This is a genomic window from Streptomyces arenae (assembly GCF_022343545.1).
GTDB classification, from domain to species: Bacteria; Actinomycetota; Actinomycetes; order Streptomycetales; family Streptomycetaceae; genus Streptomyces; species Streptomyces humi.
In genome coordinates, this window is sequence record NZ_JAKQYH010000087.1 from 113,685 (window position 1) to 128,350 (window position 14,666).

The 14,666-nt window shown below is 70.0% G+C and carries 14 protein-coding genes; 1 reads left to right on the forward strand and 13 read right to left on the reverse strand.

Features of this window, described 5'->3' with window-relative positions:
- Positions 1 to 2: 2 nt before the first annotated feature.
- Entirely contained in the window at positions 3 to 1,673 is a 1,671-nt protein-coding gene (locus MB828_RS39800; protein ID WP_301652416.1) for a penicillin-binding transpeptidase domain-containing protein, read from the reverse strand.
- Positions 1,674 to 1,776: 103 nt separating this feature from the next.
- The gene (locus MB828_RS39805) at positions 1,777 to 3,387 is read right to left on the reverse strand and encodes a penicillin-binding transpeptidase domain-containing protein (RefSeq protein WP_301652417.1); all 1,611 of its coding nucleotides are present in this window, start codon (positions 3,385 to 3,387) and stop codon (positions 1,777 to 1,779) included.
- Between the two features lie 486 nt (positions 3,388 to 3,873).
- Here MB828_RS39805 and MB828_RS39810 point away from each other — a divergent pair, with 486 nt between their 5' ends.
- Positions 3,874 to 4,584: a hypothetical protein gene (locus tag MB828_RS39810; protein ID WP_301652418.1), complete on the forward strand. Its 711-nt coding sequence runs from the start codon at positions 3,874 to 3,876 to the stop codon at positions 4,582 to 4,584.
- 41 nt (positions 4,585 to 4,625) lie between these two features.
- Here the strand turns inward: MB828_RS39810 and MB828_RS39815 are convergent, their stop codons facing one another.
- From MB828_RS39815 to MB828_RS39865, 11 genes are all read right to left on the reverse strand, one after another.
- Positions 4,626 to 5,846, reverse strand: a complete 1,221-nt coding sequence (locus MB828_RS39815) for a tyrosine-type recombinase/integrase (protein ID WP_301652419.1) — start codon at positions 5,844 to 5,846, stop codon at positions 4,626 to 4,628.
- 82 nt (positions 5,847 to 5,928) lie between these two features.
- On the reverse strand, positions 5,929 to 6,171 hold the full coding sequence (locus MB828_RS39820; protein WP_301652420.1) for a helix-turn-helix domain-containing protein: 243 nt from the start codon (positions 6,169 to 6,171) through the stop codon (positions 5,929 to 5,931).
- Positions 6,172 to 6,618: 447 nt separating this feature from the next.
- A complete protein-coding gene (locus MB828_RS39825; protein WP_301652552.1) occupies positions 6,619 to 8,091 on the reverse strand; it encodes an ATP-binding protein in 1,473 nt (490 codons plus the stop codon).
- Between the two features lie 2 nt (positions 8,092 to 8,093).
- The gene (locus MB828_RS39830) at positions 8,094 to 8,969 is read right to left on the reverse strand and encodes a bifunctional DNA primase/polymerase (protein WP_301652421.1); all 876 of its coding nucleotides are present in this window, start codon (positions 8,967 to 8,969) and stop codon (positions 8,094 to 8,096) included.
- A gap of 86 nt (positions 8,970 to 9,055) precedes the next feature.
- Positions 9,056 to 10,336, reverse strand: coding sequence for a DNA cytosine methyltransferase (locus tag MB828_RS39835; protein ID WP_301652422.1), 1,281 nt, complete (start codon positions 10,334 to 10,336; stop codon positions 9,056 to 9,058).
- An 87-nt stretch (positions 10,337 to 10,423) separates the two neighbouring features.
- Entirely contained in the window at positions 10,424 to 10,819 is a 396-nt protein-coding gene (locus MB828_RS39840; protein WP_301652423.1) for a hypothetical protein, read from the reverse strand.
- 15 nt (positions 10,820 to 10,834) lie between these two features.
- A complete protein-coding gene (locus tag MB828_RS39845) occupies positions 10,835 to 11,143 on the reverse strand; it encodes a hypothetical protein (RefSeq protein WP_301652424.1) in 309 nt (102 codons plus the stop codon).
- Positions 11,140 to 11,742: a hypothetical protein gene (locus MB828_RS39850; RefSeq protein ID WP_301652425.1), complete on the reverse strand. Its 603-nt coding sequence runs from the start codon at positions 11,740 to 11,742 to the stop codon at positions 11,140 to 11,142. The genes MB828_RS39845 and MB828_RS39850 overlap by 4 nt, the downstream gene beginning before the upstream one ends.
- Before the next feature lie 14 nt (positions 11,743 to 11,756).
- Positions 11,757 to 11,951, reverse strand: coding sequence for a hypothetical protein (locus MB828_RS39855; RefSeq protein ID WP_123967471.1), 195 nt, complete (start codon positions 11,949 to 11,951; stop codon positions 11,757 to 11,759).
- Positions 11,948 to 12,223, reverse strand: a complete 276-nt coding sequence (locus tag MB828_RS39860) for a hypothetical protein (RefSeq protein WP_301652426.1) — start codon at positions 12,221 to 12,223, stop codon at positions 11,948 to 11,950. The genes MB828_RS39855 and MB828_RS39860 overlap by 4 nt, the downstream gene beginning before the upstream one ends.
- Before the next feature lie 140 nt (positions 12,224 to 12,363).
- On the reverse strand, positions 12,364 to 14,646 hold the full coding sequence (locus tag MB828_RS39865; RefSeq protein WP_301652427.1) for a cell division protein FtsK: 2,283 nt from the start codon (positions 14,644 to 14,646) through the stop codon (positions 12,364 to 12,366).
- Between the last annotated feature and the right edge of the window lie 20 nt (positions 14,647 to 14,666).

The following is a 14,666-nucleotide window of genomic DNA, read 5'->3' on the forward strand; positions in this document are numbered from 1 at the left end:
GGCTAGAGGGACGAGCCCAGCTTCAGCAGCGCCGCCACGATGGGGCCGGCCGTGTCGCCGCCGTGGCCGCCCGCCTGGACCACGCCCGCGGCGGCCAGGTCGCCCTTGTAGGCGGTGAACCAGCCGTTCGGCTTCTTCTGCCCGTCGACCTCCGCCGAACCCGTCTTGGCGCCGTAGTCCGGCCCGAGCCCCGCCATCGCCTTGGCGGCCGTGCCGTACGCCGCCGTGTAGGACATGACCTCCTTCAGCTCGGACTGGGTCTTCGCGGACATGGTGCGCGAGGCCTTCGCGATCGTCCGGCCGTCGACGCTCGGGGAGACCAGGTACGGCTGGTGGAAGGTGCCGGCCTCCACGGTGGACGCGACCGACGCCATGTTCAGCGGGTTCATCCGCACCCCGCCCTGCCCGATCAGCGAGGCGCCCATCTGCGCGCCGCTCTGCACCGGGACCGAGCCGTCGAAGGTGGGCACGCCGATGGCCCAGTTGTTCATGCCGAGGCCGTAGACCTGCTGGGCCTCGGTGGTGAGGTCGCTGTCGGACAGCTTCGGCGCGAAGTTGATGAAGGCGTTGTTGCAGGAGGCGCCGAAGCTGAGCTTGAACGTGCCCTTCTTGATCTCGGAGTCGTCGTCGTTGTGGAACGTCCACCCGGCGAGCTTGTACGTCTTCGGGCAGGGGTGCGACGCGTCCGGCGTGACCAGGTTCTTCTCGAAGAGCATCGTCGAGGTGACGATCTTCATCGTGGAGCCGGGGGCCAGGGAGCCCTGGAAGGCGACGTTGAAGCCGTGGCTGGAGTTGGCGACCGCGAGGATCTCACCGGTCGACGGGCGCATCATGACCACCGAGGCGTTCTTCCGGGTCATGACCTGCTTCTCGGCGGCCGCCTGGAGGGTCGGGCTGAGCGTGGTCCGCACCGTGCCCGGGGTGCCCTTGCTGAGCTCGACCAGCGTCTTGTCGGAGAGCTTCGCCTTCTCGGACGCCTTGCCGCGCACCACGCGCAGTTCGACGCCCGCCTTGCCGCCGGCCTTCTTGCCGAACTTCTCCCGCAGCCCGTCCAGGACGGAGCCCAGCGACGGGTACTTGGCGGTGGTGATCTCACCGCCGTGACGGTCCAGGGCGGTGACGGGCGGGGTGCCGGACTCACCGGTGACCAGGGTGTCGCCGTCCGCCAGGTCCGGGTGGACCACGGCCGCGTGCCAGTCGACCAGCGGCTTGCCGTCGCTCTTGCGCCGGACGACGGTGAACGAGGAGTCGTACGACAGCGGCTTGCTGACACCCTTGTACGACACCGTCGCCTTCACCGAGAACGGCACCTTCGCGCCCGTGCGGGTGCCCTCGGTGAGGGTGACGTCCTTGATGTGGGCGTCCTTGCCGTAGCCGGTGAGCAGCCTGACGCAGGCGGCGGCGTCGTCCGTGACGGCGGCGGCCCGGGCGGGCCTGCCCTGCTGCCAGGAGGAAAGGAAGGTGCGGGCCGTGGTCTGCACCTCGGTCGCGGACAGCGGGCCGGTCTTCACGTCCTTGTGGTCGGCCGTGCCGGAGGCCGCGTCGGCGGCCGCCCCGCCGCCGTACAGCGCGTAGAGGCCGAGGCCGGCGCCGCCCACGACGACGGCGATCACCCCGCCGACGACCGCGGGTCTGTTCTTCCGCCGCTCGGCGACGCGCCTTCTCTTGCCCACAGCTCAGTTCCTCCGCGCACTTCCCCAGGGTTCCCGCCGCCCCGTAGCCCTCACGCTCCCCAACGACTGCATCAGCCTAGAGTCCCGCCCTGTGGGAGTGACGTCAGCCACCGATCCGTAGCACACTCGCGACAATCGGACCGGCCGCGTCGATGCCGTGCCCGCCGTCCTGGGTCATGGCGGCGGCGGCCACGTCGTCGCGGTAGCCGGCGAACCAGCTGTTGGACTTGGACTGCCCGTCGACCTCCGCCGACCCCGTCTTGGCGCCGATGCTGCCCTTCAGTCCGCGCATCACGCCGGCCGCGGTGCCGCTGGTCGCGGTGCGGTTCATCATGGCGCGCAGCTGACCCGCCGTACCGGCCGACAGGCCCTTCGCGGTGGCCAGTTCACGGCCGTCCAGCTTCTGCGAGACGAGCACCGGCTGCCGGAAGGTCCCCGTCGACGCGGTCGCCGCCACCGAGGCCATGTTCAGCGGGCTCATCTGCACCTGGCCCTGGCCGATCATGTTGGCCGCGGTGTCCGGGCCGCCGGAGGCCGGGACCCGCCCGTCGAAGCTCGGGATGCCCACCTTCCAGTTGTTCTTCCCCAGCCCGAAGCGGTCCTCGGCCTCCTTGGTGAGCGAGTCCACCTGGACCGAGTCCGCGTACTTCACGAACGCCGTGTTGCAGGACCGCGCGAAGCTGTCCGAGAGGGTGGCCTTCTCGTCCGGCTCGAGTCCCTTGAGGTTGCTGAAGGTCTGGCTCTGCCAGGTCGCGGTCGGCGGACAGGGCGCCGGCCCGGCCGCCGAGGTCAGGCCGGTGTCGATGAGGGTCGCGGCGCTGATGATCTTCATGGTGGAGCCGGGTGCCAGCTCGCCGAGGAAGGCCGCGTTGAAGCCGTCCACCCGGTTGTTGGCGACCGCGAGCACGTCACCGGTGCTCGGCTTGACGGCCACCACCGACGACTCGGCGTACTTCGTCACCGCCGTCTCGGCGGCGGCCTGCACGCGCGCGTCGAGCGTCGTGCGCAGCTTGCCGGCCCTGCCCTCGGCGAGGGTCAGCAGCGTGGTGTCTGCGGACTCCTGGGACGCGTGCCGGATGACCAGCTCCACGCCCGGGGTGCCGCCCGCCTTGTCGCCGTACCGGCTGCGCAGCTCGTCCAGGACCGGGCCCAGGGACGGGTACTTCTCCTTGGTGAGGACCTTGCCGTCGCGGTCCAGGGCCTCGATCGGCGGGCTCGCGGCCTCCCCGGTGGCCAGGGTGTCGCCGCGCCGCAGCTGCGGATGGACCACGGAGGGCTGCCAGTCGACGAGCGCACGGTGCGTGGTCTCGCCCCGGACGATCCGCAGCGAGCTCTTGTAGGCGAGCGGCTTCGACTTCCCGCCGTAGGTCACGGTCGCCCGGACGCTGAACGGCACGGTGGCGCCGGTGGTCTTGCCGGGCGTGATGTGCACGTCCTTGATGTGCGCGGTGGCGCTGAAGGAGGTGAGGACCGGTTCGGCGTCGGCGGAGTCGTTCGTGAACGAGGCGGCGTTCACCGACTGGCCCTTCTCCCAGGCGGTGAAGAACTTCTGGCTGGCGTCGTCGATCTCGTCCTTCGTGGGCGGACCGGTCCGTACGGCCGGTGTGCCGTCGCCGTGGAGCGCCGTCAGGACGTTGTAGGCGGCGTAACCGCCCCCGCCCAGCACGACCGCACAGACGCCACCGACGATGGCGCCCTTGACCCCCTTGCGCATGGTGCGAAATCCCCTCCCGTGTGCTTTTGCCGTGTTTTGTGAACACGTTCAAAAGCTGGTCGTGGCTCGCACTGTAGGTCGTTGTGAAGCTCCTGTGGCAGGTGTTGACCGATTGTTGTCCGAAGGGAGTCAGGGATGTGGCTCACACCCACGTATCGAGCCACATCCGGGAACGCCACGAGTCGATGGGGATCGCCGTGCCCGTGTACAGGGGCCAGAAGTAGATGAAGTTACCGCGTCGCAGTCGACAAGGCACCTGAACAGGCATTTCACGCCGACTAGTCGCGCGAACTCCACTCTGGGCCGTGTGTGGGCCGTGACGGTGGGCGGGGGCCGGATGAGAGGGCGTCCTTTGCCGCATGCGAGTTCGCGTGGCGCGCGTTCACTGCTCGTCTCATCGGCTTGATCATTCCGCAGTTCGTCAGGCTAGGATCCGACGGCGCTTCCAGGGGTGGGGGCTCAGTCGCATGCTGGGGAGAGGCGAACGTGGAACGAAGACAGACTCTGATCGCGGGCTGGGTGGTTGTGGTGTCGCTGTCCGCGATCATGACGGGCTTGACCCACTGGTCGTCCAAGCCGGCCAAGAGCGCGCTGTCGTTCGCATATCGGCGCGAGGGGGGCGACAACTACATCAGCCAGACATTGGCCATCAAGAACGCGAACAAAGAGTCGGTCGTCCCCGTACTGGCGTTCACCGCGCTGGACCGGAACGGGGACGCCCTGCCAAGGGTGCATGTCCGAACCGTCTACGGCAGCGACAGCGGCCATCTGGTGGTTCCGTACGGGTCGGGTTTCGACATCCTGCGTTTCTCGGGGGCCGGTGAACACCAGGTCTACGACGTTCGCGTCACCGTCAAGCGTCTCGTCGCTGCCAAGAGCCGGGCCAGCGCGCACCCAGTGACCGTTCAGGAGCTGAACAGCGCTGGACGCACGGTAAGCAGGTTCGCACGCTTCACCACCGTGCGCGTGACGAACATCGACCCGTATCCGGTGACGACACGTGTGGCCTACCTCGTCTATGACCAGCCGGCGGAGGGCGAGACACAGCAGGCGGTGTCCGTCACTCCCATCGGAGGGCTGGTCGTCGTCCCGGGCGGCGGCAGCGCGGTCGTCAAGGTCACCGGTGCCGCCGCCACTGCCGTGGCCAGGTATTCCGGCGGTCCGGCCGTGAGCGTCAAGGCGTACGACTCCCAGTGATCCGAGTGGCGGCGGGCCACTCCCGCCGCCACTCGGATCACCTACAGATACAGCTCATCCACAGCCTTCCTGGTGCGTCCCTCACTGCTCGGCATGAGGTGCGTGTAGGTGCGGAGGGTGAACCCCGGGTCGGCATGACCGAGATAGGAACTCAGGGCACGGATGCTCTCGCCCGCGTCCAACAGAACGGACGCGTAGAAGTGCCTGAGAGCGTGCATGCCGTCCTCGGGGGCTGAAGCGTACGGCTTGCCCGGCTCCCGCGCCGGAATGACACCCGCAGCTGCCAGAGCAGGCTTCCAGTGGTGAGCGTTGAAGTTGCTCACCCGGACGTGCCTCTCTTCGGCACCACGGAAGATCAGCCGCTTCGTCACCGGGGGGCCATCTGGGGTCCGCCACGGAAGCGATACGTCGATGGGCTTGAATTCCTTCGAGTGCTCTATGAGAGCGGTGGCCACGGCTTTGGGGAGCGGCACGGCCCGGACTTTCCCGCCTTTCGGCAGCGCGAAGACATACTTGCCCCGGATTCGCTTGAGCTGGTGGCCGACGGTCAGCCAACCGCCCTCATAGTCGAGTTCTTCGACGGACAGGCCGAGAATCTCACCCTGACGCAGTCCGCAACCGGCCCCGACGTCCACGGCGGCCCGGTAGCAGTGGGGGAGGGCGCGCCGTACAGCGAAGACCTGCTGTGCCGTCCACGGCTCCACGCGAGGCTTGCCCGGCTTCGGGAGCTTCACGGTGCGGGCGCGGCAGGGATTCTTGCTCAACAGGCCGTCTTCGACCGCGGCGCTCAACGCAGCCGAGACGGTGCCGACGATGATACGGCGGTGCGACTCCGCCGGCACCGTGGTTTCCAGCTTGGCGATCCAGTCCCGAATGTGCTCGGGCCTGAACGAGTCGAGGGGACGTGATCCGAGGTGAGGGTAGGCGTGCAACCGAAGGCGACGTTCCGCAGCCTCCCGACTGTTGATCTCGCCTGTATGCGTCTTGACCCACCCGTCCGCGTACTGCCGGAAGGTCATCCTTCCGGCGCGAGGGTCGATGTACTTTCCGCGTGACATGTCGGCTTCGATCTGCGTGAGCCATTGCCTGGCGAGTCGCATTTCCTTGTCCCGGAAGCTCTTGCTCTTCTCGGTGCCGTCGGGCCCGATGTACCGGGCTCGGTATCGCAAGCCTGTGCCATAGCGGTCGGTCTTTACTCGGACGTCCTTGCCGCTGGCGTTGGTCTCGGTCTTGAACCAGCGATCTTGGATATGGCCTGCCATGTGGCGGCGGTCCCTTCTCGACAGACAGCAGGGAGAGCCGCCGGTAGCGGTTCTCCCTGCTGTCTCTGGTGGGTCTGTTTGGTTAGGCGGACCGGTCGGCGTCTTTGCGGCTGGTGACGTACTGACGTACGTCTGCGGGGTCGTAGCGGATGTACTTGCCGATGCGGAAGCCGGGCGGACCGATGCGCTTCTTGCGCCACTGGTAGACGGTTTCTTTGGGCACCTCGAAGATCTCGGCGATGTCGTCGGCGGTGAGATACCGGTCCGGGAGACCGCCCCGGAGAATGGCGCGAGGGTCGTCTCTGGCGGGGGTGGGCGCGCTCACTGGGTCCTCCCACGAGTTGGAAATGCATCGGTCTGAGTGGCGCCATGTGTCCGAGGCGGGGATTTCTGCGTCACCGCGTCACCTGCGTCATTCAGGCCTTCTGACCTGCGGGTTTTGGGTGACGCAGCGGGCGGGGTCTGCGTCATCGGTGACGCAGGCTGTCCGTCATCGGTGACGCAGGTGACGCAGGGGTGACGCAGAATTCGCCGTCTGCGTCACCGCCGTCCGCGCAGCTCAGGGCGCGTTTTCCGGGGTCGGGTGACGCAGGTGACGCAGGCCTTCCCTACTTAGGAAAAAAGAGGGGGTGTCTGTGGTGGTGGGGTGCGGCTCAGAGCGCGAATGAGGAGCCGCTGCGCGGCGCGCCCGTTGGGCGGCGCGAGCGCCGAACAGCAAGAGGAGCACGCCTGGCCGGTGGTGCTCCTCTTGCTTGGACAGCGGTGGCGCCGGTCAGAGCGTCTGCTGCTCGTGCGGCGGCGCGGCCTGCGTGCGGGTCATTTCGATGTAGCGGCCCGTTTTGGTACGGCCGGAGTCGATGAGCACGCCCCGTGCAGCGAGGGTGGGCTGTAGCCGTTTGAGCCGGTCGGAGAGGACCTTGCCCGTGGTGGGCCAGCCTTTGGGCAGGGCGCGGAAGTCGTCTCCGGTGTAGACGCGGCTGAGGCAGTGCAGCCACTCGGTGGACGTCATCCGCTGCCCGGTGCCCGGCTCGATGCTCGCGGCGTGCGCGAGCACGGTCTGTGCCATCAGATCGCCCTCGATCACGTCGTCGTTGAGGTCGTCCAGGCTGGCCCGGTAGGCGGCGAGGGCTCCCAGGCCGGTTGCCGCGTCGAGCTGTGCGCACAGGTGGGCGAAGTCCGCCATGCGCAGGTCGGTCGGGGTCTCCGCCTCCACTGCCCGGACCTTCACGGTCAGGTCCAGGAGGGAGCCGAGGATGACGGGCAGCACTTCCGCGAACTCCGTCCACAGCTCGTGCTCGGTACGCCGCACCCGGGGCCGTTCCAACCTGAGCGGCAGCAGCCGTTCGGCGAGGTCGGGACGGATGACTCCGACGTCGATACCGGTCAGGAGCAAGGGGCGGCGGTAGCCGAGACGGAAGACGTCCCCGTCGGTGAACAGGGCCCGCTTGACGTTCTCCGCGCCGGTGACGATGCAGCACATCGCGTCGGACAGGTCCGGGCTCATGTGGGAGAGGTTGTCCAGGGCGGTGACCCATCCCGCGGCCACCGCCGCGATCAGGTTCTCCTCATCCTTCGGAGCGCGGCGCAGGTCGCCGCTCATGCCCTCAACGATCCTGATGAGCATGCGGCCCCCGGTGGACTTGCCGGCGCCCTGCGGACCGGTCAGGAACGGGGCCGGGACGGGCACGGACGGCCCGAGGCAGCCGACCAGCCACGCGATGGCCAGGCACTCCGTCTCGGCGGTGGCGAAGTTGCACAGCCGCATCAGCAGATCGATGCCCTTGCCGTCCGTGTCCTTGACCGGCATCGGGAGTTCCCCGGTGAGCTGGGTACGTCGCCAGCACACCTCACGCGGGTCCGGAACGGTGACGTCCCAGCCGGTCGGGTGGATACGGACCGATTGTCCGTCGGCGCGGCCCAGGTCCAACCAGGTGGACCCGTCGAACCCTGGCGCGACGCGGATGTACACAGCCTGTGTCTCCTCGGTGAGCGCGAGTGCTTCGATCAGGTCCAACGCCTCCTTCATCGCGGTCCCGTTGAACACGCCGATCCCGTCCCGGAACAGGCCGACCATGAGTTCTTGGCGGTGGCTGCCGGTGGTGCCCTGGGAGCGGATGGGGCGGGCGACGGGGTGGCCGTTGCGCTGCGCGTACACGGTCCCGTCGGCGGTGCGGAAGTACCGGAAGTGCGCCTGCGCGTAGTCGGTGATGATTTCGCGGGCCGGGCTCTTGTCGTCGTCGGACATGGTCACAGTCCCAACGTGGTCAGGGCGTTGGTCCACGCATCCGTGCAGTGCCTCGGGGACTCGCCCTTGGCCTGCGCGGCGGTGAACAGCCGCGTGACATGGGCGTCGGTGAGGCAGCCGCACCGGCCGTGCGTCGACAGCACCGCGAGGAACGTCCGGTACACGGTCGCGTGCACGGCGCTACGGGCCTCGGTGATCCGCTGCACACCCATGGCGATCCCACGGTCCAGATAGGCGGGCGTGCGATGCGGGCACGCCCCACCCGCGCCCCCGGCGGGAACAGCGAGGGTCTGCGGCGCTGGCCGGGCCGGGGGTTCCTTGACGGCCAGCGCGCGTACGGCCCCCGGCAGGGCGGTCATGGTGCCGGTGCCGGGACCGAGCCACCGGGCGTATGCCATGGCGGACTTGATGTCCACGCCGGGCCGCACGGCGTTGTGCGAGGGCATGACGCCCTTGTAGATCCAGTGCTGGCCGCGCGTGGTGGGCACGGTGCGGGTGGCGGGCAGCGTCTCGCGTGCCCAGGTGACGGCCGCCGGGTTGTCGAGGTCGACCACGGCCAGTCCGGCGCCGCCGGGGTGGTAGCCGACGCAGACGGCCTGACGCCACGCCGAGGCCCATGCCGGGGAGGTGATGACGTCGGGGTCGGTGGTGGCGGCGGCCCATGCGTGGCAGATGCCGGGGCACTGGCAGGGGCCCGCGTTCTTCATGTTCGGCCGTCCGCCGCAGGCGTTCTTGGCGCACACGGGGCAGTTCCCGAACGGCACCTTCCCCTGCCGCAGGGGCAGCACCGGCACGCCGGCGGAGGCGAGTTCCAGCGCGGTGCACAAAGGGGTGGTTTGGGCCTGATGGCCCTCGCCGATTGACGCTCGTTGGGTCATGCTGGAGGTCTCCTGCTCTCTTGGAGGGACTGGAGAACCGGGGCGGGCGCAGGCTTGTGGTGAGACGGCGCCCGCCTCGGGCGTATCTAGGCGATGTCGAGGGCGAGTTGGGCCGGGACCGGGTCCGCAACCATGGGCGCGTCGGCGGCGAGCAGCGTGCGGTAGGCGTGGATGGCCTGGTGGATGACGACGCCGTTGCCGAGGATCTTGAGCTGGTCGGAGCGGGACAGGCCCAAGTCGGTGCCGGTGACCCAGCCGGGATCGGCGCCCATCATCCATTCCACGAACGCCGGGGACAGGCGGCGGTTGCCCTTGGTGCCAGGCTCGGTCGGCTCCGGCGCGGGGCGTCCGAGGACGGTTTCCCAGCGGTGGATGGCGGGGCCGTAGTCGGTGCCGTTGGTGGCCACCCACCGCCCGTCCAGCCGCACGGCCTGGCCGGGCAGGTAGTAGTTGCCGGCGCTGTCGCGCTGGTTGGGTCCGCCGTGCGGCCCGTCCGACGCCTTGGGCGTGGGCAGCAGGTTGACGACCACCTCGTTGAGCGGGCGGGAGTTGACGCCGATCAGGTTGGAGGCGCCGGACTTCCAGTCCCGTGCCGCGGGGGTGGGCAGCAGGGTGACGGCGGTACGCAGGTTCATGCCGCCCTGGCGTTTGGGCGAGGTGCCGGGGCCGCCGGTTCCGTCGGCGGCGGCCGGGGTGGGCAGCAGCCTCAAGCCTCCGTCGGGGGCAGCAAGAACACCACTTCGTCCTCCAGCGTGGGCCCGTGCCCGCCCGCCCGTCGTTTGTCCGGGTGCTGCGGTCCGCCGTTCCTGCCGAGCTGTGAGGTGGGGGTCTTCAGCAGCGGGATACGCGACGGCGAACCAGCGGTCGCGCCGGTGGCAGGCTCCGACCTCGGGATCTCCAGCACGTAGGCACATCCACCGCGCGTCGTACCCGAGCGCGGCCAGGTCGGCGGCGACGACGTCGAGTCCCCGGCTGCGCAGAGCGGCGACGTTTTCCAGGAACACGAGCCGGGGTCGAAGATGGCGAATGGCTCCGTGGGCGATGGTTTTCCAGAGTCCGGAGCGGTCACCGGCGATCCCTCCCCGAGGTCCGGCGTTGGAGATGTCCTGGCAGGGAAACCCGGCGGTCAGCGCCGCCGGACGCGGCACCGACGCGGCGAGCGCGGGCCAGTCGACGGCGGTGATGTCGCCGAGGTTGCGGGCGTGGGGCATGCGGGCGGCGAGCAGCCGGGAGGCGGCGGGGTCCTTCTCACCGACCAGGACCGTGGGCAGGCCGGTGACGGCTTCTACGGCCTGGTCGAGGGCGGCGGACCCGGTGCACAGGCTGATGTTGCCGCCCTCCGGCGACAGGCGGGGGTCATGGGTCATGCTGGGTGGTCTCCTGCTCTCTTGGAGGGACTGGAGAACCGGGGCGGGCGCAGGCTTGTGGTGAGACGGCGCCCGCCTCGGGCGTAGCTACAGGTCGTCGGCGGAGTCGTCGATTGGGCCGCAGTAGCCGAGAGGGCTGGAAGCCCGGTGCGCGCGTTCCAGGGCTTCGGCCATCGCAGTGGCGTGCTTCTCCGCTTCGCGCAGGGCCTCGGAGACGGCGATGGCGTGTTCGGTGGGGGTGTCGTGATCGGCGGTGAGGTGTCCGGCCGTGTGGAGGTCGGCCAGGGCCGTGCCGATCTGGTCGAAGGCCTGCGGCAGCCGGTGGGCCAATGTCCCGAAGGCGCCGATGGCGCGGTACACGGTGCCGGGGTACGCGATGCCGGGGCGACGGTCGCGGGTGCGCTGGGTGGCGTGGTTGAAGGCGCGCACCGCCTCGGCAGCCTTGCGCGGGTGCTGTGTCGGGTCGGTGTTGCGGTTGGTCATGGGCTTCCTCTGGGCTCAGAAGGGCGGTTCGTCGCTGTAGCCGTTGGCGGCCCACGGGTCGCGGACGGGGCGGCATCGGCGCAGCCACTTGGGCAGGCGCGGCAGGGGCAGCAGGGTCCAGCGGCGGTGTTCGTTCCAGCACTGGCAGGGCTCCCAGTCGGTGCCCTCGTACTCGCCGTCGTAGTGGTTGCCGTAGTCGTGCTCGATGCCGCCGATGCCGTCGCAGTTGCGGCAGCCGGGGCGGGGGGTGCCGGTGAGGATCAGAGCCGGGCGGGGCCAGGTGGCGCGCTGGATGCGCAGCCGGGGCAGGGCGCGGCCGTTCATGCGGACTTCCGCTCTGCGGTGGGCAGTTCGGGCAGACCCGCGCGCTGTAGGGCGGTGGGGTCGAAGTTGGGCAGCGTGGCGCGGGTGACGAGTGCCTGGGCGAGCTGTTCGGCGTAGGCGGCGCCGGCGCGGGCCACCTCGACCTGGGTGGTGGCGTGCAGGGTTTCGACGCGCTCGATGTGGGCGCGTTCCTCGCGCCGCTCGGTGATGTCCCGCTGGTGGGCGACTGTCTCGCGGCGGTCGGTGCGCCAGTAGCGGGCGGCGAGGGCGTAGGCGCCGGTGGTGGCCAGGGACCACAGCAGGAGCGGCAGCGGCATGCCGTCGGCGTATCCGGCCACGCCCGCGAAGGCGAGCGCGCCGGAGGCGGCGAACGCGGTGCCCACGAGGACGGAGTCACCGGTTGCGTTGCCCGCGACCACGCCCGCGGCGGCGGCCCCCAGGGACAGGGCGCCCATCAGGACGGCGTTGCCGACGGAGTGTTCGGCGCCGTTGGCGTTCCAGATCCGGGCCAGCGCCAGCACGGTCGTGGTGGCGAGGGCGGGCGCGGCTTTGGGCGTCGCGGTGGCGAGCCAGTGCCGTGCGACGATGGGTTCGTTCACGGGTGCTCCTCGGGTCAGTTGCCGAGCTGGGACAGGAAGCGGGCGAAGGACGCCACCAGGTCGTGAATCGGGCCGTAGGCGCCGGTCCCGGCGGTGAAGAAGCCGAACAGGAACAGCAGCACCGCGCCGCCGGCGTTGGCGGCTCGGGTCTTGACGGCGATGACGGAGGCGATGCCGAAGAGCAGCACGGCGGAGATGGTCAGGGTCATCGCGAGCCCTCCGGGCGGGGGGTGTCGGTGCCCGAGCGGTAGATGCGGGCCCACCGGTTGTAGAGCCAGCGGCCGGCGCGGATGCGCTTGCCGGTCGCCTGGCAGCGGCGGCAGTCCTTGCCGCGCTTGAGCCGTCCCTTGCGGTCGGTCTTCAGCTGGTGGCCCATGCCGCGGCACTTGCGGCAGTTGCCGAACGGCGAGGACGCACACACCGCGATGTAACACAGTGTGACGCCGATGAGCAGGGTGATAGTGAGCAGGGCAGGGGTCATGAAGGGCCCTCCGGGCGGTTTCCAGGGGTTTCCGCAGGTGGGCCGCTATCCGCTAGCGGCCTGATCAGATCGGGTTTGGGGCGCTAGCGGGGCCGCTAACGTTAGCGGGGTGTGCCGCTAGCGCTAGCGGCCCCGGAGCCTCAGCCCGCGTCCCGGTTTCCGTCACGCTCCGCGATCGCCGTGGCGATGTGGGAGCGGTCGATGCCGCGCCGGTTGACGACCTTGCCGTTGACCCGGCGGCCCACCTGGATGGTGGAGACGCCGTGCGGCTTCAGGGCTGCGGCCAGACCCTCGGGGTCCCATCCGTCGTAGACCTCGCCCCGCAGTTCGGCGAGCCGGGCGACGACGGTCTCGGACCACACCTTGGGCTCGTCGGCGGGGACCACGGCGAGGATGTCGCGCAGCAGGTCATACGCGCTGGAGGCGTCCGGCTGCGGCTCTTCCCCGAGCGCGTAGCCGGACAGCGTGCCGGCCAGTTCGCGGGCCTTGCGGGCGCGGGCGCCGATGGCTTCGGCGGCCGGGGCGTCCACGTAGACCGAGCCGACGATCCGGGCGTCGGAGCCTTCACCCACGAAGTAGTGAATGCCCTTGTCGGCCCAGCTGAACATGGTGGCGCGCACGCCCCGCTTGTAGGCGGACGTGCCGAGCACCATGTCGTTCTCCAGCTGGCCCATGACCTTCAGGCAGAACCGGGCCGACGCGTTCGCGCTGATGCCGGTGGGCAGCGCCTTGGCGTCCGGCCGCTGCGTGGCGAGCAGCAGCACGATGCCGGTGGCCGGGCCGCGCTTGACCAGGTCGGTGCAGATCTCTTCGAGTTCCTTGCCGTACTTGTCGTGCTCGAACCAGACCTGGCACTCATCCACCCCGATCACGATCGGGTGCAGACCCAGCGACTTCTTGTTCGCCAGCTCGGACGTCACCTTGGACTCCGGGCAGACGTCGCGCGGGAGGGAGCGGATCATCTTCGCCCTGCGCCGCAGTTCCTCGCGCAGCGCGCGCAGGTCCCGCACCGCGTACTCGATGTCCTCCTCCTCGTCGCCGGCCCGGTGGCAGTGGGAGACGGCGTTGCCGACCGGGTCCAGGTCGCCGGTGCCCTTGAGGTCGTAGGTGTGCAGCTCAGCGCGCGGGTCCAACGCGGCGATGAGCAGGAGCAGCCGCAGCAGGAAGGTCTTGCCCATGCGGGGGATCGCGCCGATGACGGCCGCGATGTACATGAGCGTGATCTCGACCCAGCGTCCGCGCTGGTCGGTGCCGAACGCGACCGGCTTGAACAGGTCCACGCTGCCGGACTTCAGCAGCGGCCACGCGGGCTTCTTGGCCTTGGACATGTCCTGGTCGCCGACCCACAGCACCAGGTGCCCGGTGTGCTCGTTCGGCACGGCCTCCGGCCACACGCAGCCCAGCGGGCGGCGCAGACCGGACGCGAGCCGGTCGCGGCGCTCGATGACGTCCGTCACGGTCACGCCGAAGGGGAGGTTTCCCTCCGCACGCCAGCCGGGGCCGTCGCGGGTGATCGGGGCGGTGAACTCGAACCCGTCACGGCCCTTGCCCTGGGCCTGGTTGATCGCGGGGATGCCGAGCGAGCCGAGCGCACGCAGCACGATGTCACTGGTGAGCTTGACGGCCGTGGGCAGTTCCACCGCGCGGTGGATGACCGGCGCGTCCGCCTTGCGGCCGGCGGCCCCCAGCGCCATCACGACCGCGCCGACCGACAGGGCCTGAAGCCAGTCGGGGGCGAGGACGTAGATGGCCAGTGCGGAGCCGAGTCCGATGAACATGGCGAGCACGGCGACCAGGGTGCGCAGTCGGACCCGTCCGTCGCGCTGCCGTGACAGCTTCAGGTACTCGGCAGCGTCCTCACGCCGCACGGCGGCCAGTCGGACCGGCTCGCCCTCGCGGTCGGCCACCCACCGCACGGTACCCCCGACGAACCGGGCGGCCCCGGTCGGCGCCTGAAGCGTGAGGCGGGCGGCATAGACCGGCGAGCGCAGCGCGTGATAGCCGAGCGAGTGCGTGTAGTGCCGGGCCACCCACGCCGCAGCGGTCCGCAGCTCCGCTGTGGAGCGCAGCCACTCGGGGACCACCGCGCGCCGCCGGGCGGACGCGAGCCGACCGAGATAGCCCGGACCGGTCGCGGCCGGGGCCGACTGGTCGACCATGACGCGCGCGGTCGGGTCGCCCGACTCGGCACCCGACCGGTCAGCGTCGGAGTCGGCCGACCGGTCGGCGTCGGGTCGGGCGGCCGGGTCGGCCGACTCGCTGCGGGCCGATCGGGCCTTGTCGAGGTCGACTACCTCGCCCCCGGAATCGGCAGGCGGGTCGAAGTCTCGGCTGCCGCGGGAGTCGACCACGTGTATCGGGTCACCGGTCATCTCGGCTTCGAGTCGGTTGAAGAGTTCGTTGTCGTCGTCGGGGTGCTTCACTGATGGTCCTTCCAGATCTG